At 72.5% G+C, this 19292-nt stretch carries 18 protein-coding genes; 7 read left to right on the top strand and 11 right to left on the bottom strand.

Annotation, left to right across the window (positions count from 1 at the left end; translation table 11 throughout):
- Positions 1 to 3: 3 nt before the first annotated feature.
- The 4 genes from C2L58_RS20745 to C2L58_RS20730 form a co-directional block, all read right to left on the bottom strand.
- A complete protein-coding gene (locus C2L58_RS20745; RefSeq protein WP_103339247.1) occupies positions 4 to 1083 on the bottom strand; it encodes a hypothetical protein in 1080 nt (359 codons plus the stop codon).
- Positions 1084 to 1092: 9 nt separating this feature from the next.
- Complete coding sequence (locus C2L58_RS20740) at positions 1093 to 1671, bottom strand: hypothetical protein (protein WP_233225821.1); 579 nt, start codon at positions 1669 to 1671, stop codon at positions 1093 to 1095.
- A gap of 32 nt (positions 1672 to 1703) precedes the next feature.
- The gene (locus tag C2L58_RS20735; RefSeq protein ID WP_103339245.1) at positions 1704 to 2138 is read right to left on the bottom strand and encodes a transcriptional regulator; all 435 of its coding nucleotides are present in this window, start codon (positions 2136 to 2138) and stop codon (positions 1704 to 1706) included.
- Positions 2139 to 2507: 369 nt separating this feature from the next.
- The gene (locus C2L58_RS20730; protein ID WP_103339244.1) at positions 2508 to 3332 is read right to left on the bottom strand and encodes a helix-turn-helix domain-containing protein; all 825 of its coding nucleotides are present in this window, start codon (positions 3330 to 3332) and stop codon (positions 2508 to 2510) included.
- 88 nt (positions 3333 to 3420) lie between these two features.
- Here C2L58_RS20730 and C2L58_RS20725 point away from each other — a divergent pair, with 88 nt between their 5' ends.
- Entirely contained in the window at positions 3421 to 3771 is a 351-nt protein-coding gene (locus C2L58_RS20725; RefSeq protein ID WP_103339243.1) for a VOC family protein, read from the top strand.
- An 81-nt stretch (positions 3772 to 3852) separates the two neighbouring features.
- Here the strand turns inward: C2L58_RS20725 and C2L58_RS20720 are convergent, their stop codons facing one another.
- Positions 3853 to 5577 (bottom strand): discoidin domain-containing protein, encoded by a 1725-nt coding sequence (locus tag C2L58_RS20720; protein WP_103339242.1) that lies wholly within the window; start codon positions 5575 to 5577, stop codon positions 3853 to 3855.
- A 215-nt stretch (positions 5578 to 5792) separates the two neighbouring features.
- Here C2L58_RS20720 and C2L58_RS20715 point away from each other — a divergent pair, with 215 nt between their 5' ends.
- Positions 5793 to 6725: a DUF1996 domain-containing protein gene (locus tag C2L58_RS20715; RefSeq protein WP_103339241.1), complete on the top strand. Its 933-nt coding sequence runs from the start codon at positions 5793 to 5795 to the stop codon at positions 6723 to 6725.
- Positions 6722 to 7282 (top strand): DUF305 domain-containing protein, encoded by a 561-nt coding sequence (locus tag C2L58_RS20710; protein ID WP_103339240.1) that lies wholly within the window; start codon positions 6722 to 6724, stop codon positions 7280 to 7282. The genes C2L58_RS20715 and C2L58_RS20710 overlap by 4 nt, the downstream gene beginning before the upstream one ends.
- 59 nt (positions 7283 to 7341) lie before the next feature.
- Here the strand turns inward: C2L58_RS20710 and C2L58_RS20705 are convergent, their stop codons facing one another.
- The 3 genes from C2L58_RS20705 to C2L58_RS20695 all read right to left on the bottom strand — a co-directional run bounded on the left by C2L58_RS20705 (position 7342) and on the right by C2L58_RS20695 (position 12209).
- Positions 7342 to 10560, bottom strand: coding sequence for a TIM-barrel domain-containing protein (locus tag C2L58_RS20705; RefSeq protein ID WP_103339239.1), 3219 nt, complete (start codon positions 10558 to 10560; stop codon positions 7342 to 7344).
- 111 nt (positions 10561 to 10671) lie between these two features.
- Positions 10672 to 11160, bottom strand: coding sequence for a DinB family protein (locus tag C2L58_RS20700; protein ID WP_103339238.1), 489 nt, complete (start codon positions 11158 to 11160; stop codon positions 10672 to 10674).
- 17 nt (positions 11161 to 11177) lie between these two features.
- Entirely contained in the window at positions 11178 to 12209 is a 1032-nt protein-coding gene (locus C2L58_RS20695; RefSeq protein WP_103339237.1) for a LacI family DNA-binding transcriptional regulator, read from the bottom strand.
- A 129-nt stretch (positions 12210 to 12338) separates the two neighbouring features.
- On the opposite strand from C2L58_RS20695, the gene C2L58_RS20690 reads away from it, so the two are divergent.
- Genes C2L58_RS20690 through C2L58_RS20680 form a run of 4 tightly spaced genes read left to right on the top strand, consistent with a single transcriptional unit; the run spans position 12339 to position 14398 of the window.
- The gene (locus C2L58_RS20690) at positions 12339 to 12722 is read left to right on the top strand and encodes a hypothetical protein (RefSeq protein ID WP_103339236.1); all 384 of its coding nucleotides are present in this window, start codon (positions 12339 to 12341) and stop codon (positions 12720 to 12722) included.
- Between the two features lie 28 nt (positions 12723 to 12750).
- Positions 12751 to 13305 (top strand): hypothetical protein, encoded by a 555-nt coding sequence (locus C2L58_RS50495; protein WP_233225819.1) that lies wholly within the window; start codon positions 12751 to 12753, stop codon positions 13303 to 13305.
- Positions 13230 to 13793 carry a sensor histidine kinase gene (locus C2L58_RS50490; RefSeq protein WP_233225818.1) on the top strand — a complete coding sequence of 188 codons (564 nt, stop codon included), beginning with the start codon at positions 13230 to 13232 and terminating at the stop codon, positions 13791 to 13793. The genes C2L58_RS50495 and C2L58_RS50490 overlap by 76 nt, the downstream gene beginning before the upstream one ends.
- Positions 13790 to 14398: a response regulator transcription factor gene (locus tag C2L58_RS20680; protein ID WP_103339235.1), complete on the top strand. Its 609-nt coding sequence runs from the start codon at positions 13790 to 13792 to the stop codon at positions 14396 to 14398. Before C2L58_RS50490 ends, C2L58_RS20680 begins: the two co-directional genes overlap by 4 nt.
- A gap of 31 nt (positions 14399 to 14429) precedes the next feature.
- On the opposite strand, the gene C2L58_RS20675 is transcribed toward C2L58_RS20680, so the two are convergent.
- From C2L58_RS20675 to C2L58_RS20665, 3 genes are read right to left on the bottom strand one after another with little or no spacing between them, the layout of a single operon-like run.
- Positions 14430 to 15791 carry a rhamnulokinase gene (locus tag C2L58_RS20675; RefSeq protein ID WP_103339433.1) on the bottom strand — a complete coding sequence of 454 codons (1362 nt, stop codon included), beginning with the start codon at positions 15789 to 15791 and terminating at the stop codon, positions 14430 to 14432.
- Between the two features lie 44 nt (positions 15792 to 15835).
- Positions 15836 to 17257 (bottom strand): L-fucose/L-arabinose isomerase family protein, encoded by a 1422-nt coding sequence (locus tag C2L58_RS20670; protein WP_103339234.1) that lies wholly within the window; start codon positions 17255 to 17257, stop codon positions 15836 to 15838.
- 16 nt (positions 17258 to 17273) lie between these two features.
- On the bottom strand, positions 17274 to 19292 hold the full coding sequence (locus tag C2L58_RS20665; protein ID WP_199191346.1) for a bifunctional aldolase/short-chain dehydrogenase: 2019 nt from the start codon (positions 19290 to 19292) through the stop codon (positions 17274 to 17276).

Below are 19292 nucleotides of genomic sequence, written 5' to 3'. Positions count from 1 at the left end.
CCGTCACGGACGGGTGGTCTCGGCCGCCGTCGTTCCCGCGAGCTTCCGGTACGCGCGGGCGATCGCGCGCAGCCGGGCGACGTCCGCGGCGAACGGTTCCGCTGCCGCGGTGGACGGCTCCGTCTCGGACGGCTCGTCCGGCAGGTCCCGCACCAGCCTCGCCACCGTCGCCGGGGCCAGGTCCGGAGTCGCGCCCGCCAGGATCAAGCCGTCATTGGTCTCGCTCATCGCCGTCAGCAGACGCTCCCGGCGGGACGACCCCGCCGGATCGAGGCGCGCGATCTCCGGGAACCGGCGCGTCAGGTGGGCGCGCAGCGGCCGGAGCAGGCGGAGCGTTCGCGCGTCACGGCGCGATGCCGCCAGGCCCGGGACCGCCGGAATCGTCAGGCCCACGACGATGAGCAGCACCGAGACCGCCGGGAATCCGACGTCCAGCGCGCACGGCAACGTCGAGAACGGTCCGCGGCACAACGCCTTGACCGGGTGCTCGGCCTGCAGGGCGCGGATCGTCCCGGCCACCTTGCCGCCCAGATACGCCACCGCGAACGCCGACGCCAGCAGCAACAGCGCGAGACCGGCGCGCAGCGCTCCCCCGCTCGCCCGGATCGTCACCGCCGCCACGAAACCGATGTCGAGCACCGCGAAACCCAGGTACACGGTGTAGGTGAAGACGTAGACCACGAGCGTCGGGTGCGTGCGGTACAGCTCGTCGAACAGGCCGATGCCGCGCGGCAGGCCCGGAGTGCTGAAGAACGTCACCACCAGCACCGTCAACGCCACGCCGAGCGCGACCAGCCGGGTGCGGCGCCCCCGGTCGCGGGTGCCGCTGATCTCCGCCACCGTCAGGCCGATGCCGTAGGCCGCGACCATCGTCGCCAGGTTCGACAGCAGCCGGCCGAGGCTCGGGTAGAGCTCGCTTTCGAACTGCTGCGCCCGGTTCGACAGGAAGCAGAACGCTGCGCCGAGCGCGATGAGCGAGACGGCCAGGCCCGCGCCCGCGCCGGTCCGTCGCGCGCGGGCCGCTCGCCAGATTCCGGCGAACAGGGCGAAGAGCCCCACTCCGACGAAAAGTATGTCGATCACGGGACGCGACTATCCCAGGAGTGCGGCCAGCCGCCTAGCCTGATCCGCCGCTCGGCCGGACGCGCCCGGCTGAACGGCGGGTGGCTCGCTCGTCGCCGCGCTCATCAGCAGGACGGCGATCAGCTCGGCCTCGTACTCTTCGGTCCCGGTGGTGACGCGCGTGAGCAGGTGCGACAACGCCCGCGGCGCCAGGTCCGGCGCGAGCTCGGCGGCCTCGGCCTCCGACATCAGGCAGGTCCCGGTGTGCGCGCACAGCATGTGGGCCAGCTCGTGGGCGATGATGTGGTCCTGGTGCAGCGCCGACGTTCGTTCGGTGTAAGCGATCAGGTCGTAGCCGGGGCGGGCCTGCCACGCACCGGACGGCTGACCAGGCCGGTACGCGATCGGGACGAGGTCGATCTCGCGGCCCCGCCACGCTTCGAGGCCGTCGACCCAGGCGTTCATCGACCACGGCCGCGGGAGCGGGACGGCGGCGAGCACCGTCCGCACGCGCTCGCGTGCCCGGTCGCGGAGGGCCGGCAGGCCGCGCTCGTCGATGGGTCCTCCCCGGTCACCGGGCGCCAGCCGGGTGCACCGGGGCGCGAACACGGACGAGGTCATCGTAGCCGAGCCGGCCGCAGTCACTCCGGCTTCCGCCGCCGGCCGGTGCGACGCCGGGTCTCGTCGTAGCTGCCGAGCTGATCCAGCAGCGCGGTGACGGTTTCGCGATCGCGCGGCGAGAGCCGCATGGCTCGCTGCGCCAGGTTCCGGGCTTCGCTGTCCCGCCACGCCACGACGTCCTCGACCTGCTGGTCGACCTGCCCGGCGACCTCGTCGTCGAAGAAGTACGTCACCGGGACACCGAAGAACTGGGCGAGCGCCTGGATGTGCGAGCGCTTCGGATCCTTGCGCGCGCCGACGGCCAGCTGCTGGACATGGGTCGCGGACATGGTGACACCGGTCTGCTCGGCGACACCGTGCGCGATCTCCCGGTAGGAGTAGGGCTTGCGGTCCGGCGGGTGCACGGTCGCGATCAGGTGCGCCAGCCGTTCGGCGAAACTGCGCTCTTCGCTCACCACACACCACCTGCAGCCATGAAACGTGACACCGGACAGGGTAGCTGTTCCGAAAACTTGACACAGCCTGTGCCGGAAAGACTACGATACTCCGGACCGGTGTTTCGCAAACGTGACACCGGCCCGGGGTGGCGCAGCGGCCCGCGGGTGACTCACGTGGCCGCTGGGGGTGACCACGCGCCTAGCCCCACCGCCTGCGCCGCCCCTCCTTGCCATTTCGCCTCCTGCGCAGCCTTTCTCGCGACTGCGCCTCGTCCGGTCTCCCCCATCCGGCCACTCTGCGTGATGTCGCTGCTGCTCGACACTTGCGGCTCCTCCGCGCGGACTGTGCCGCCGCCGGCGCCCACGCCCCGCCGCCGACCACTCACCTCAGCGCGCCAGCAGCCGCCGGATTGCTCCCGGTGGTGCCCCCGTGTACTCGCGGACCGTGCGGGTCAAATGGGCTTGGTCGGCGAAGCCGAGGTCCGCCGCCAGCACTCCCAGCTCCCGCTCCCCCGCCTCCAGCCGCTCGAGGGCTCGGCTCACCCGGACCCGGTTGCGGTAACGCGTCAGCGAAACACCCACCTCACGCGGGAACGCGCGGCTCAACCGATACGGCGACACCCCCAGCGCCTCCGCCAGCGGGAACAGCCCGGCCGCCGCCGGGTCGTCCGCCACGATCGCTTCCCGGGCCCGGGCCACCACTGCGCGGTCGTCGCCACGAGCCGGCGATGCCGGTGTCGGGGCCTGCGTCGCCTGGGTGATCGCGCCGCGCACCAGTGTCAGCAACTGTTCCGCCAGTGCGTAGTCCGGGTCGGCCGCCGACGCCACCACGTGGCGGTGGGCGAGTTCGAGCGCGCCGTCGACGTACACCGTCGGTAGGCCCGGTCGGTCGCCCGCGAGGCGGCGCCACAACCGCGCGCCGAACTCCACCGACGTGCAGATGTCTCCGCCCGCCGGGTGCGCGAAGCGTTCTTCGTCGCCCGGGCCCGCCAGGTACGCCGACGTCGGGTCGGCGTCCGCGATCACGCCGCGGACCTTCCTGCGGAACCGGCCCCGGCGCACGAGCACCATCCGGTGGCCGGCCGACACCTCCGCCGGCGACCAGCCGGTGTGGTCGTCGGCGCACCGGACCACGCTCACCGAAAACCCGGGGCGGGCCACCACTTCGACTGCCTCAAGCACGACCCGGACGGTACGCCGGGGGTACGACACTTTCCGGCCCGCAAGGATCTTCAAGACCGCGCCCCGGGACCGCGAGCAGGCTGCCACCCGACGAAAAGCCCGGCGAAAGGAACCCTCCGTGCCCGCTGAACTCACCACCGTCGTCCTCGACTGCGCCGACCCGGCCGCGCTCGCCGCCTTCTACGCCAAGGCACTCGGCTGGGAAGTCACCTACACCGACGACGACACCGTCCAGCTCGGCGGCGGCCCGGTCGGTCTCGGCTTCCAGCGCGTCGCGGGCTACCGCGGCCCCGCCTGGCCGGACGCCGCCAAGCACGCCCACCTCGACCTGCGCGTCGGCGATCTCGCCGGCGCCGTCGAGGAATTCCTGACCCTCGGCGCCACCAAGCCGGACTTCCAGCCGGGCGGCGGCGACTGGACCGTCCTGCAAGACCCGGAAGGACACCTCTTCTGCCTCGCCGAGGGCTGACAGCGTGGTGGTCCTCCGGCACCGAGAGACCGAGGGACCACCACGCCCGTCATGAGAAGCCTCGCCGAGACCCACCGGCAGTCACCGCGAGGCCACCACGCGCAGCGAGCGCGTCTCGATGCCGACGTTGCCGTGGCCGTCCCGGGCGTAGAGGTAGAGCTTCCAGACACCCGGCTGCTGCGGCGCGGTGACGGTGAACGTCCCGGTCCCGGTGAACGAGGCCGGGATCAGGCCGCCGGCGTTGTTGATGTACTTGCTGTTGTAGCCCATCGTGTAGGTGATCGGATCACCGTCCGGATCGGACACTCCGGCCGTCATCGTGAACGTGCTGCCGGCCGGCACGTCGGTGACGCGGCTGAGGTTCATCGACGCGATCACCGGCGGGGTGTTGCCGCCGGTCTGTCCACTGTAGAGCTTGCGGACGGCGTACCAGGCGAGCCGCTTCTCGTTGCCCGTGGTGATGTTGAACCAGACGCCGCCGAAGTCGCCCTCGGTGCCGTAGTGGAAGAGCGTCGCGCCGAGCGCCACTCCCGGGTGGGCCAGCACGCAGTTCCAGGCGCTGACGTAACCGTCGCGCTTCTGCTGATCGGCCGGTTCGGCGGGCACGCCGTTGACGTCGTCCGGCACCTCCCACTCACCGGCCGGGCCGGTTTCGGTGATGACGTACGGCTTCGAGTAGCCGCCCGCGAGCCAGTCCTGCTTCACCTGGCAGACGTGGGCGTAGGAGTTGACCGCGTAGAGGTCGAGGGTCGGTGCGTACGCCTTGTAGTACGGCCACGCGCCGGTCCAGGCGTCGGTCGAGGTGACCGGGTGGTTCGCGTCGATCGCGTGGATCGCCTGCGCGGCTTGGTCGACGAAACGCGTGTAGGCGATCCGGTTCTGCTCCAGCTGCGTGCCGGAGTAGCAGTTCTGCATCCCGAGGATCGACTCGTTGCCCACGTTCCACAGCAGCACGCCGGGGTGGGTTTTGTAGGCATTAACCCATTTCTGGATCTCGGCGAGCATCGTGTTCTTGTATGCGGTATCCGTGGTGTAGTCGACGCAGCCGCCGCTGCCCGGGCCGCCGCCGGGTTGCAGCCAGAAGCCGCTGATGACCTTGAGGCCGTTGGCCGCGGCCGCGTCGAGCAGGGGCTGGGTGGTGCCGTCGGTGCCCCAGGTGCGGACCGTGTTGACGCCGATCGCGTGCAGTTCGGGCATCCGCGCGGCCGCTTCGCTCACCGGCGGGCCCCAGGTGAGTCCTTTGACGGTCCACGGTATCCCGTCGACCGTCAGCTGCCAGCTGCCCTGCGTGCCGGTCACCCTGGTGACGCCGGGACCGCCCTGCGTCCCCGGCGTTCCGCTGACCTGGAACTCCCACAGCGAGTAGCCGTAGCCGCCGACCCGGTGGGTGCCGTAGAAACGCACGTAACGGCCATGGCCGGTAACGACGAGATTCTGTATACCGCCGACCGCTGTCGTCGTGCTGTATACAGTCCGCCAAGTACCGGCATCGTCGGAAACCTGGATTTCGTAGGCGGTGGCGTAGGCGGCTTCCCAGTTCAAGCTGACCTGGCTGATGTCGGCGGGAGCGCCGAGGTCGACCTGAAGCCACTGCGGGTCGCTCCAGGCGCTCGACCAGCGGGTGCCGGGGTCGCCGTCGACGGCCGCCGACGCCGGTGTGCCCGCCCCCTCGCTGCTCGACGCGGTCGCGGGTCTGCCCTGGGAAAGCAGCGTGGCGGCGTGCGCCGGGAACGGGGCGGCGAGCAGGCCCAGCACCAGCAGGGCCACCAGCGCCGGGACGGCACGGAGGAGCGACGGTCGGTCCACGATGACTCCCGTACGACAAGGGGACGGCGCTCGGAGAGCGCTCTCCAGTGCGCTCGATGGTTGGGCACGCGGCCCCGCGCTGTCAAGGATCGCCCGAAAACCCGACAATGACTGTCCGGACGGCGAATCGGGTACTCCTTGACAGGTTCGCACCCAGCTGCGCATGCTGTGGGAGAGCGCTCTCCCATCCTTGGCACCCTCACCGTGGAGGACCCTTGGCAACAAAAGCCGCGCTCCTCGCCTGCACCGCCGCCACCGTGCTGGCAGGCGCCTTCCTGACCGCGGCCACCTGGTCGCCCGCCGGGGCCGACGACCTGGTGACCCACCACGAGTTCCAGGTCAACTGCTCCCCCAGTCACCACCAGCCGGACGACCCGATCGTCTTCCCCGGGCTGCCCGGCGCCTCGCACGACCACACGTTCCTCGGCAACAAGACCACCAACGCGGCCACGACCCTGCAGTCGCTGCAGGGCGCGGGCGTCGGCAACACGACCTGCATCGCGCCGGACGACCTGTCGGCGTACTGGTTCCCGACGGTCTACAACGGGAACCAGGTGGTGCTGCCGAACTTCGCGCAGGTCGTCTACTACAAGTCCGGCATCCTCGACTACACCAAGGTGGTGCCGTTCCCGCCCGGCCTGCGGTACGTCGCCGGGAGCGTCACGGCGACGCAGGACGAGTTCCAGCACGCGCCCGGCGCGATCGAGGGCTGGGAGTGCGGGGACAGCTTCCACAACTGGGACGTCCCCGTGCACTGCGTGGAGGGCAGCCAGCTCAACATCCGCTACCAGGCGCCGAGCTGCTGGGACGGCGTCCACCTGGACTCGGCCGACCACAAGAGCCACGTGGCGTACCCGGACCGGGCGACGCTGACGTGCCCGGCCGACCACCCGGTGGCCGTGCCGATGCTGGAGTTCAAGATGGCGTTCCCGGTCAGCGGCGACATGTCCGGCGTGCACCTGGCCAGCGGGCGCGGGTACTCGTGGCACTACGACTTCTTCAACGCGTGGGACCCCGAGACGCTGGCCGCGCTGGTGAAGCACTGCATCAACGGCGGCCTGCAGTGCGACCCGCGCGGGTTCGACCTGTACAAGCCGGATCGCGGCAGCGTGCTCGGGCCGAACTACCGGCTGCCCGGCCGTCCGTGAGACGGCGGGCCCTGGGGGCCGTGGCGGTGGTGGCGCTGACCATGGGCGGATGCGCCACCACCGCCCCGGCCGGTCCCCCGGCGGCCATCACCCAGGCCGCCGTCAACCGGGCGGCGTTCAACCCGACGGACGTGGCCTGGCTGCAGCTGGTGGTGCCGATGACGGAGAACGCCGTGACCGCCGCCCGGCTGGCGCCGGAGCACACAGCGAGTGCGGCGGTCCGCTCGGCGGCCGACGCCTGCGCGGGATCTCAGGAACGGCTGCTGGCCCGGGTGCGAGCCGTCCGCGACCGGGCGGGGCTGCCGGCGAGCGACGTCCACAGCGGACACCGGATGCCGGGCATGGTCACGGCGGCCGATCTGGTCGCGTTGCGCGGCGATCGGGATGCCGGGTTCGACCGGCGGCTGGTCGCGCTGCTGCGGGCGCACGCCGCGCAGCTCGTCGTACTGGCCGGAGGTGAACAGGCCTCGGGCGCGGACGCGGAGACCCGTGAGCTGGCCCGGGAGGTCGGCGCCGAGGGCACCCGGCAAGGCGAGCTGCTCCCGAAGACCGCATGAGACGAGCCGTCGAGGCCACGGGATCCGTGGCCTCGACGGCAGTTCCGGCTCCGGAAGGCTCAGTACATGACCGTCACCGGGCCCGGGTGGGCCGGGGCGGTCACGGTCAGCGTCTTCGTCGCCGCGTCCCACTTCCACGCCGTCGACGGCGCCCAGCCGTTGCCGACCTTCACCCGGCTCGGGGCCGACGACACGCCGAGGAACTTCACCGTCCACTCGCGGGGTGCCGCCCGGAACGAGCCCTGTGCGGGCGAAACCGTCACCGTGTGCGTCCCGTAGCACTCGCTGTAGGCGATCTTCGTCGACGACGAACGCGACGACGACACGCCGTTGTCTTCATACAGCGAGAACTTCCCGGAGCCACCCGGCGCCACCGTCACCGTCACCCGGTCCAGCGGGTTCTGGACGTCGTTCGCGACGTCGGCCGTCCGCGTGGCCGTGATGCCACCCGCGCGGAGGAACACCGGCATCGTGCCCAGGTCGGACGTCACCTGCTGGGTCGTGCCACCCGCGTAGGTCTTGCCGGTGAAGTAGTCCGTCCACTGCCCCGGCGGGAACCACACCGACGTCGTCGCCGACGTGCCCGGGGTGGTCACCGGGGCGACCAGCATGTCCGGCCCGTAGAAGTACTCGCTTTGGGCCGCCGTGTACGCGGCCGGCTCGTCCGGGTACTCCAGGTACGTCGGGCGCACCACCGGGACACCCGTCGTCGCCGCTTCCTGCGCCAGCGTGTAGGTGGTGGGCACCAGGTTTTCGCGCAGGTTCAGGAACTTCGTCGCCGACGCCTTGGCCGCGTCGCCGTACTGCCACGGCAGGCGGTCGCTGTGGTTGCTGTGCAGGCGGTCGATCGGCTGGAACGTGCCCAGCTGCACCCACCGCGCGTACATGTCGTCCGGCAGCTTGGCCGTCTGGTGCTGCTGGCCGCCGGAGGTGTAGGTCTCGCTGCCGCGCAGGCCCGTCGTGTCGTTGTGGCCGCCGATGTCGTGGCTGATCGCCGACATGCCGGTCGCCGCCGACTCCGCCGGCGTGATGCCGACCTCCATCCGCAGCGTTCCCCACGTCGAGGACGTGTCGCCGGTGAAGTGCAGCGTGCTGCGCTTGTCCGCCCACGGCCCCGTCGCCAGCCCCGTCGGGCCGCCGTAGCCGCCCGCCTGCAGCGAGCCGTACGCCCGCGAGATGACGAACCCGCGGCCGGTCGCCGGCGCGGCGAGATCGGCGTACTGCTGGTTGATCCACGCGTCCGGGGTCACGCCGGGCAGGCTCGAGCGCGAGGCGTCACAGCACCAGTCGAGCCACCAGAAGTCGTTGCCCTGCTTCATCATCCCGGCGTGCAGGTCGAGGTAGGCCTTGAGCTGGTCCGGGTCGCCCCAGTCGAAGACGTAGCAGTCGGTACCGCAGCCCGACTTGACCAGCTTGCCCTTCGCCGTCGCCTGGGCGCGGGCGAACTGCGGGTCCGAGCCCATGATGCTGGGGTGGATGTTGAGGTTGTTGTGCAGGCCCTGGGCCTTCGACCAGGCGAAGAAGCCGGCCGGGTCGGGGAACTTCGCGGTGTCGAACTGCCAGCCGTTCCACGTGTCCGGCGCCTTGAAGTCCGTGTCGGTCACCAGGACGTCCAGCGGGACGCCTTCGCTGCGGAACCGGGGCAGGATCGTGTCGCGGTAGTCGGCCGCGGTGCGGTCGATGTACTCGGAGTACCAGACGCCGTAGGCCCAGCGCGGCAGCAGCTGCGGCGGCCCGGTCAGGGTCGCGAGGTCACGCAGCCCGGCCTTGTAGTCGTGGCCGAACGCGAAGAGGTACCCGTCCTGGTAGGGGTTTCCGCCGTGGGCCGGCCGCTGCGTCACCGCGCGGGTCCGCGTGTCGTACAGCGCGGAGACGGTGTCGTCGAGCAGGTACCAGCCGTCCTGGTGCAGGAGGCCTTCGGTGGTCGACGGCGCGCCGTTGTCGCCGTTGACGCCGTCGAGACCGCGCCGGTAGCCACCGAGCGCGAGGTGCGGCGGCGGCGCCGTGCCCCCGGCCGGGGTGACGGCGACGGTGTCGACGTTGACGTGGCAGCTGGTGTCCTCGGGGCAGCCGAGGACGACGTCGTTCGTGCCCGCCTTCAGGTCCACCGGCACGGACGCGCTCTTCCAGGCGTCCCAGTTGTCGGTGATCGGCAGCGTCAGCGTGCGGGTGACGCCGTTCGCGGTGACCGGCGCGGTCCTCGTCTCGTGCCGGCCGTCGCCGCCGGTGCCGTTGGCGTAGCGGACGTGCAGCAGGTACGTGCCGTCGGCCGGGACGTCCGAGACGCGGTGGGTCAGCGCCGAGCCGCGGTTGAGCTCGGCGACGAACCCGCGCCCGGCGTAGCCGGTGTGGTCGGTCGCCACGACGGCGGACCCCGAGCGCAGGCCGGCTTCGGCCTCGCAGCTCGTCCCGGCCGGGCAGCCGGTGAACGCGCGCGCCGAGGCCGGCGGGAAGGCCGCACCGGCGGTCAGCACGGCCAGGCCGTCGAGGTTGACGTTGCCGGAGTCGGCCGCGGTCCGCTCGAGGCGGACGCTGTGGTGCCCGGCGGCGAGGGTGACCGGGACCGAGGCCAGGGCCCAGGCGTTCCAGTCGGCCGTCACGGGCAGGGTGAGCTTCTGCGCCGCGCCGCCGTCGACCGAGACGGTCAGGGTGCGCGTGACGTGCTGGCCGTCGCCGCCCTGGCCGTTGGCGTAGCGGGCGGTCACCGAGTACGTCCCCGCGGTGGGCGCCAGGACGTCCGCCGTCACCGAGTTCCCGGTGCTTTCGAAGCCGGCGAGGAAGCCTTCGCCGGTGTAGCCGGTGTGGTCGGTCGCGACGCCGAGCCCGTCGGTGGTGAGGTCTTCGGCCTCGCACCGGGCGCCGGCCGCGCAGGTCAGGTGGTGCCAGGGGGCCGCCAGCACCGGGGTCGCGCCGGCGGTCGTGCGGAACTCGAGGTTGCCGCCGTCGAACGGCCCGGAGTTCAGCCGGTAGGTCAACGTCGTCGCGCTGGTCTTGATCGTGAGGACGCCGCCCGAAACCGTGCTGGTGTACGGCGTGGACGGGAAGGCGCCGCGGCCGACGGCGTTGAAGGTGGCGGCGTCGGTGAAGCGGCCGTCGCCCGCGTACTCGGTGCGGATCAGGGTCGGCGACAGCACCTGGAAGCGGGCGTTCCCGGCGGTGACGGTCTGGCTCGCGGGCCCGGCCACGGCGGGCGTCGCGACGGCCACCGCCGCGACGGCGCTCCCGGCGACGGCGAGCGCGCAGGCCCGCCGGATGGTTCTCGCTGTTCTGCTCCGCACGGCGGAACTCCGTTCCGGTGAAGGGGACTCGGCGGCGTTACAACGTTGGAAAGCTGAGCACAGGAAATCGGCCGATGTCCAGACCAATGAGCGGAACCTGTCCCGGACAGATCAGCGGCCGGTCACCCCGTCGAGCTGCTCCCGCAGGATGTCGGCGTGGCCCGCGTGGCGGGCGGTCTCACTCGTCATGTGGGTCAGCACCCAGCGCAGGGTGTGGAACTTGCCGTCGATCGACACCGCCGAGGGTGCGTCCGGGTGCCCGGCGGCCCGGATCGCCGCGTCGCTCTCCTCGATCGCCTCGCGGTAGCCGGCCAGGACCTCGGCCACGGTGCGTCCCTCCGGCACGACCATCCCGACGTCCCCGGGGTCCGGGCCGCCCGCGATGTGGTGCCCGAACCAGACCCGTTCGGCCAAGGTCAGGTGGTGGACGAGGCCGAGCAGCGTGGTGCCCGAGCCGACCAGGACCCGGCGCAGCTGCTCCTCGGTCAGTCCGTCGGTCTTCTTGAGCACGCTCTCGCGGGCGAACGCCAGGAACGCCGTCGCGGTGTCGAGCTCGCCGCCGTCGTTGCGCGGCACGGGTTTCCGCTGGGTTTCGAGCATGCCGCCGAACCTAGCGGTCAGGCCGAGTCCCGGACCACCAGTTCCGGGTCGAAGATCACCGACTCGGCGCGCAGGGACGGGTCGGCCATGCGGTCGAGCACCATCCGGGCCATCGTCGCGCCCATCGCCTCGACCGGCTGCCGGACCGTCGTGAGCCGGGGCCGGCAGCTGAGCGCGACCCGGCTGTCGTCGAAGCCGACCACCGCCACGTCGTCCGGGACCCGCTTGCCGGCCTCGCGCAACACCGTCAGTGCGCCGTACGCCATCAGGTCGTTGGCCACGAAGAGCCCGTCGAGCTCGGGGTCCTCGGCGAGCAGGCGCTCCATCGCCCGTTCGCCGCCCTGCTCGGTGAAGTCGCCCTCGGCGACCGCCACGAACGCGTGACCGTGGCGGGCCATCGCGTCGCGGAAGCCGGCCAGCCTGTCCTGCCCCGCCGGGGTGCCCGCCGGGCCCGCGATCGTGGCGACGCGACGGCAGCCGCGCGAGACGAGCCGGCCGGCCGCGAGCCGGGCGCCGTCCTGGTGGGCGACGTCGACGTAGCAGACCGGCGCGGGACGGCCCGGGCGCGCGAACAACGCCGTCGGCACGCCGGCGCCGGTCAGCGTGCGCGGGAGCGGGTCTTCCGCCGGGTGCAGCGAGATCAGCAGCACGCCGCTGACCTGCTCCTGACGCAGCTTCGGCACCAGCTTCTCGCGCTCTTCGTCGTTGTCGACGAGCATCAGCAGCGGGTGCAGCCCCTGCGGGCGCAGGTGCGCGAGCACGCCTTCGACGACCCGGCCGAAGAACGGGTCGCCGAACACGCCGCCGGTGAAGGCCTCGACGTGCCGCTCCGGTTCGGACACGACGAGCGCGATCCCGCCGGTGCGCCGGGTGACCAGCGAGCGGGCCGCGCGGTTCGGGACGTACCCGGTGTCGGCGATGGCGCGCTCGACCGTCTCGCGCAGCTTCGGGTCGACGTTGCGCACGCTGTTCACCACGCGGGACACCGTGGCGCGGGAGACGCCGGCGACCCGCGCGACGTCCTCCAGGGTGGGCGGCTGCGTCGTCACCAGTCCTTTCTAGCACGCTGTGAGAGCGCTCTCCCTGTGCTGCTGACAAATGTGCGCTGACAAATGTCACGGGCGGCCGGTGCGGGACGGCACTGCCGGCCGGGGATCCGCGCGGCGAGCATTTCCGGCATGACCAGAACCGAAACCGCCGGCTTCCGGCCGGTACTGCTGCTGACCGGCGCGTACGCCGCGCTCTCCGTCCTCACCTTCGGCGTGATCGTCCTGTTCCGGGACCACCCCGCGATGGTGACCGACGCGGTCTGGGTGCGCGCCACCCTCGTCGTCGCCAGTTCGCTGCTGACGTTCGCGTTCGCTCGCAGCGCCGCCCGGGGCTCGCGCAAGGGACTGCTGCGGCTGCGGATCGTCTCGGCGGTGATGCTGGTGGCCATCGCCGTCATCGTCGCGTGGCCCGGGTTGTTCCCGCTGTGGCTGCGGATCGAGCAGGCCGCGTGCGGGCTCCTGCTGCTCGGGGTGACCGTGCTGGTCAACGGCCGGCGACTGCGGGCCCGGTAGCGTGCCGGTGGTGGACGGGACGAGGGATGTGCAGCGCTGGGTGCGCGGCTGGCGGCTGCGGCTGCTCGACGCCGGCATGCTCGTCTACCCGGCCGTCACCGCGGCGGCCGTGGTGCAGCATTCCTCGAAAGCTTTGGCCGGGTGCCTGGTCGTGGCCGCGTTCGCCGTCGGGTACCTCCTTGCCGCGGCCGCGGCGGCACGCCGGGCCGTGCGGCCGTTCTGGCTCCTGGTCGGCGGATGCGCCGTGCTGTTCGTCGCCGCGATCCCGTTCGCCCACGCCGACGCCTTCTTCCTCGCCGCCGTCGTTCTTTCCCTCGCCGTGCCGAGGCTCCCGCGGCGCGCCGGGATCGCGCTGGTGGCCGTCTCCGCGCTCGCGGCCGTCGCCGGGCCGTGGCCGGGCGGGCCGGGGTGGACGCAGGCGGTCGCGCTCGTGTTCACCGTGCTGGTGGTGACGGTGTTCGCCGAGGCGATCGGGCCAACACCGCGCTCGTCGAGGCCCGCGCCGAGGTGGCGCGGCTGGCCTCCGAGGCCGAACGCACCCGGATCGCGCGGGACCTGCACGACCTGCTCGGCCACTCGCTGACCGCGATCACGGTGAAGAGCACCCTGGCCCGGCGGCTGGTCACGGCCGAGGCCGCCCGCGCGGGCGAGGAGATGGCGGCCGTCGAGACGCTGGCACGGCAGGCGCTGACCGACGTGCGCGCCGCGGTGTCGGGCTACCGGGAGGTCACGTTGGCCGGTGAGCTGGCCCGCGGGCGTGAGCTGCTGCGCGCGTGCGGGGTCGCCGCGGACCTGCCGACGGCCACCGACGCCGTCGGCCCGGCGCACCAGGAACTCTTCGGCTGGGTGGTGCGGGAGGGCCTCACCAACGTGGCCCGGCACGCGCGGGCGACGCGGTGCTCGGTGACGCTCTCGCCGTCCACAGTGGAAGTCGTCGACGACGGCGTGGGCGGGATCGCGAGCGGGGGTTCCGGGCTCGCCGGGCTGCGCGAGCGCGTCCTCGCGGCCGGTGGGCACTTCTCGGCGGGTCCGCTGCACCCGCACGGGTGGCGGCTGCGGGTGGCGGTATGACGATCCGGTTGCTGCTGGCCGACGACCAGGCGCTGGTCCGGGAGGCGTTGTGCGCGCTGCTCGCCCTCGAGGACGACTTCGAGGTGGTCGCCTCGGTGGGCCGCGGGGACGAGGTCGTCGCGGCGGCACGCGAGCACCGGCCCGACGTCGCCCTGCTCGACATCGAGATGCCCGGCCTGGACGGGCTGGCGGCCGCGGCGGTGCTGACGGCGCAGGTACCGGACTGCCGGATCGTCATGCTGACGACGTTCGGGCGGGCCGGGTACCTCAGGCGCGCGATCGAGGCGGGCGCGGCCGGGTTCGTGGTGAAGGACGCCCCGGCCGACGTGCTCGCCGACGCGATCCGCCGGGTCCGCGGCGGCGAGCGGGTGGTGGACCCGGCCCTGGCGGTGGCCACGCTGGCGGCGGGCGAGTCACCCCTGACGGCCCGCGAGCGCGACGTCCTCATCACGGCGCGAAGCGGGGCGACGATCGCGGAGATCGCCTCGCGGTTGTACCTGTCCGAGGGAACCGTACGCAATTACGTGTCGGCGGCGATCGCCAAGACCGGGGCGCGGAACCGGGTGGAAGCCGTGCGGATGGCGGACGAGCGCGGCTGGCTGTAGGAAGCAAGGCACGCACCGGACTCAGGCGACCTCAGCCGGGCAGCCGGGCTTCCGCCGCCGCCCAGTTCGCGCGGCCCGATGGCTCGTAACGGCGGATTTCCTGCGTCTCGCGCACCAAAGCCCGCATCGCCGCCAGATCCGGCAGGTCCTCCCCCAACGCTCGGGCCTGGACCAGCACGTTCCCCAGCGCCGCCGCCTCGACCGGGCCGGCCAGGACCGGTACGCCGCACGCGTCCGCCGTCGACTGGCAGAGCAGCTCGTTGCGGGCTCCGCCGCCCACCAGGTGGATCACGTCGACCTGCTGGCCGGAAACGCGGGCCGCGGCCTGGATGGCCCGGCGGTGGGCCAGCGCCAGGCTGTCCACGATGCAGCGGACCACCGCCGCCCGGGTGGCGGGTGGCTGCTGGCCCGTCGCCCGGCAGGCCGCTTCGATGCGGGACGGCATGTCGCCCGGGGGAAGGAAGGCCGGGTCGTCGATGTCCACCACCGCGGCCAGCGCGGGTGCCGAAGCCGCGGCGGTCAGCAGCGCCGGGAGGTCCTCCGGGCACGACCACGTGCGCAGCGTCTCCGACAGCACCCACAGGCCCATCACGTTGCGCAGGAACCTGATCGTACCGTCGACGCCGCCCTCGTTCGTGAAGTTCGCTTCCAGGGCCGCGTCGCTCAGCTCCGGAGCCGGCAGTTCCAGCCCGGCCAGCGACCACGTGCCCGACGAGATGTACCCGAAGTTCGTCCCCGGGGCCGCCGGGACCGCGACCACCGCCGACGCCGTGTCATGCGAGCCGACCGCCACCACCGGCAGGCCGGACAGGTCGTCCGCCGTGCCCACCACCGTCCCCGGGTCGCGCAGCGGCGGGAGCAGCCGCGGGGGGATGCCGACGCGCGAAGCCAGCGAAGTGGCCCAGGTCCGCGCGCGGACGTCGTACAGCTGGGTCGTCGACGCGTTCGTCCGCTCGGCGCCGATCGAGCCTGTGAGCCAGTAGCCGAGCAGGTCCGGGATCAGCAGCATCGCCGACGCGGCCTCGAGCCGGTCGCCTTCCGACACCAGCTGGTAAAGGGTGTTGAACGGCAGCTGCTGGACACCGGTGATGTCGTAGAGCTCGCGGGGGAAGACCGATCCGGCCACCCGGGAAGGCACGCCGTCGGTGCGCGAGTCGCGGTAGTGGACGGGGTTGCCGAGCAGCGCGCCGCGCTCGTCCAGGAGCCCGTAGTCGACCGCCCAGGAGTCGATGCCGATGCCGTCCAGGCGCCCGGCTTCGCGGATCCCGGCCAGGGTCTCGCGGTACAGGCCCAGGATGTCCCAGTACAGCGCCGGCCCCGCGCGGACGCCGCCGTTCGGGAAGCGCCGCACCTCCTCGACCGTCAGCAGCGACGGACCGGCCGTCCCGGCCATCACGCGCCCGCTGGACGCGCCGAGATCGACGGCCGCGACTCGCTTCACGGGCGGACCACCGTCAGCTCCAGGCCGAGCAGGTCCGCGACGGCCGTCAGCTCGGCGACGCGGTGGCCGGTGCCGAGCGCCCAGTGGTGCGCGATGCCGCCGGCCGACCACGCGTCGGTCCACTCCCCCGGGTCGCAGCCGAAGTCGACGCGGGAGGTCGTGTTGCCGATCCGCAGCAGCGGGCCGGGCACCACGGTGCCTTCGGACGCGATCAGCGTGAACGTCCCGTCGCGGCGCTGGCCGAGCCCGCACAGCGTCACCGGCCCGTGCTTGACGTCGAACTCCACCGACACGCCCCAGCCGCGCTTGCCGTGGTAGACGCCCAGGCCGCGCAGCAGCGGCTTGCGGGCGCTGATCCCGAGGTGCGCCGGGCCGTCGTGCCCCATCTCGACCACGCCGTCGCGGAAGTTCAGCGCCTGCAGCTCGGTGAACGAGCCGCCGGCGCCGAGGCGGTCCATGACCAGCATGGCCAGGGACGTCCGCAGCTCGTACTCGCCGACGGCCGGGATGCCGCGCGCGGTGAGCAGGGACGCGCCGAGGATGAACCCGGCGCCGACGCGTTCGTGCGTCTCCCCGTCGAGGCCGCGGTGGTAGTAGGCCAGGGAGTCCAGCGAGAAGTCGTCGACGAGCCGGTCGAGGGCCACCGAAACCCGGGCGCCCCAGGCGAAGTCTTCGTCCACGACGGACTCGTCCACAGTGAACACGTCACGGGCCAGCGCGACGCGGGCGGCGGTCTCGTCGTCGGTGACCTTTTCCACGCGCACCCGCAGGTCGTCGACCTCCAGGATCTCGACGTGCCCGCCGAGCTGGGCCGACACCAGGGTCGGGTCCGTCGAGACGTCCATCATGCCCGGGTAGAGGTGCCCGAGCAGGCCGTGGCGGCCGTGCCGCAGGGCCGCCCGGACGCCCGCGGCCTTGATCCACCGCTCGATCCGCGTCCACGCCCGCGGATCCTCCAGGTACCCGGACACCGAGCGGAATTCGACGCCGAGGCGCCGGAACGCGTTGGCCATCTCGGGCAGCGGGCAGGCGCCGCAGTAGGCCAGCCACGCGCCGGTGTCGAAGGAATCGTGGTCCATCGCCTCGGTGGGCTGCAGGTTCAGCAGCAGCACCGGCGCCCCCGACCGCTGCGCGACCGGGGCCAGCATGCTGGAGGTCAGGTACGTCGTGAGGAAGCCGACGATCAGGTCGCAGCCGGCCACCCGCAGCCGCTCCGCCGCGGCCGCGCCTTCGGCCGCGTCCGAGACGAACCCGGCGTCGATCACCTCGCAGTCCAGTTCGGACAGTCGCGAAGAGACTCGCCGCGCGGACGCCGCCAGCTGGGGCAGCAGCGCGGGGAACTGCGGCCAGTAGGCGCCGAGCCCGCCGGAGACGAGTCCGACGCGGGTCTTGCGCGGCGTGATGCGGTCCAGGGTCATCGGTCTCCTCCGGGAGTCAGCGCAGGAACGCGGCGGCCACCCCGGCGTCCACCGGCACGTGCAGGCCGGTGGTGTGGGTGAGGTCGCCGCCGGTGAGGGCGAACACCGCCGCCGCGACGTGCTCGGGCAGCACCTCGCGCTTGAGGATGGTCCGCTGGGCGTAGAACTCGCCCAGCTTCTCCTCCGGCACGCCGTAGACGGCGGCGCGCTGGGCACCCCAGCCTCCGGCGAAGATGCCCGAGCCCTGGACGACGCCGTCGGGGTTGACGCCGTTGACCCGGATGCCGTGGGCGCCGAGCTCGGCCGCCAGCAGCCGCACCTGGTGCGCCTGGTCGGCTTTCGCGGCGCCGTAAGCGACGTTGTTCGGGCCCGCGAACACCGAGTTCTTGGACGAGATGTAGACGATGTCCCCGCCGATGCCCTGCGCGACCATGGCCTTCGCCGCGGCCTGCGCGACCAGGAACGAGCCCTTCGCCATCACGTCGTGCTGCAGGTCCCAGTCGCGTTCGGTGGTCTCCAGCAGCGGCTTCGAGATGGACAGCCCGGCGTTGTTGACCACCAGGTCGATGCCCCCGAACGCCAGCACGGTGGCGTCCACCGCGGCCTGGACCGCCGCCGCGTCGGTGACGTCGGCGGTGACCGCCGTCCCGCCGATCTCCGCGGCGACCTCCGCGGCCGCGTCCCCGTTCAGGTCGGCGATGGCCACGCAGGCGCCCTCGGCCGCGAGCCGCTGCGCGATGGCCTTGCCGATGCCCGAACCCGCGCCCGTGACCAGGGCGATCCGCCCGGCCAGGGGCTTCGGCTCCGGCATCCGCTGGAGTTTCGCCTCTTCCAGCGCCCAGTACTCGATCCGGAACTTCTCGCTCTCCGGGATCGGCGCGTAGGTCGAAACGGCTTCGGCGCCGCGCATCACGTTGATCGCGTTGACGTAGAACTCCCCGGCCACGCGCGCGGTCTGCTTGTCCTTGCCGAAGGAGAACATGCCGACCCCGGGGACCAGCACGATCGCCGGGTCGGCGCCCCGCATCGCGGGCGAATCCGGGGTCGCGTAGCGCTCGTAGTAGGCGCGGTACTCGTCGCGATACTCCGCGTGCAGTTCCTTGAGCCGCGCGACGACATCTTCCACAGGTGCGGAGGCCGGCAGGTCCACCACGAGCGGGCGGACCTTGGTGCGCAGGAAGTGGTCCGGGCACGAGGTGCCCAGTGCGGCCAGAGGCGCGAGCTTTTCGCGGGAGAGGAACTCGAGCACGACCTCGCTGTCGGTGTAGTGCCCCACCACCCGCTGATCGGTCGACGCCAGCCCGCGGACCACCGGCGCCAGGGCCGCGGCGCGCGCCCGGCGTTCGGCTTCGGGCAGGGCTTCGAAGCCGGGAACGACCGGGCCGAAGGGCTCGGCCTTGCCGCGGTCGGCGAGGAACTTCTCCGCCGTCCGGATGATCTCCAGGGAGTTCCGCTCGCACTCCTCCGAGGTGGCGCCCCAGGCCGTGATGCCGTGGCCGCCGAGGATCACGCCGATCGCCTGGGGGTTGGCGGCCTTCACCGCGGCGATGTCCAGGCCCAGCTGGAACCCCGGTCGCCGCCAGTCCACCCAGGCGACCCGGTCGCCGAAGCACTCCTTGGTCAGCGCCGGGCCGTCGGCCGCCGTGGCCAGCGCGATGCCCGAGTCGGGGTGCAGGTGATCGACGTGCGAGGCCTCGACCAGGCCGTGCATCGCGGTGTCGATCGACGGCGCGGCACCGCCGCGGCCGTGCAGGCAGTAGTCGAACGCGGCGACCATCTCGTCCTCGCGCTCGACCCCCGGGTAGACGTCCACCAGGGCGCGCAGCCGGTCCAGCCGCAGCACCGCCAGCCCGGACTCCTTGAGCGTGCCGAGGTCGCCGCCGGAACCCTTGACCCACAGGACGTCGGTGGGCGAGCCGGTGACCGGGTCGGTCACCGCACCCTTGGCGGAGGTGTTGCCGCCGGCGTAGTTGGTGTTGCGCGGGTCGGCCCCGAGCGCGTTGCTGCGCGCGATGAGCTGCTCCGGCACGGTCAT

The organism is Amycolatopsis sp. CA-126428 (assembly GCF_002904335.1).
GTDB lineage: Bacteria > Actinomycetota > Actinomycetes > Mycobacteriales > Pseudonocardiaceae > Amycolatopsis.
Note: the sequence above shows the minus strand (reverse complement) of the source record. Positions and strands in the feature narration are given on the sequence as shown.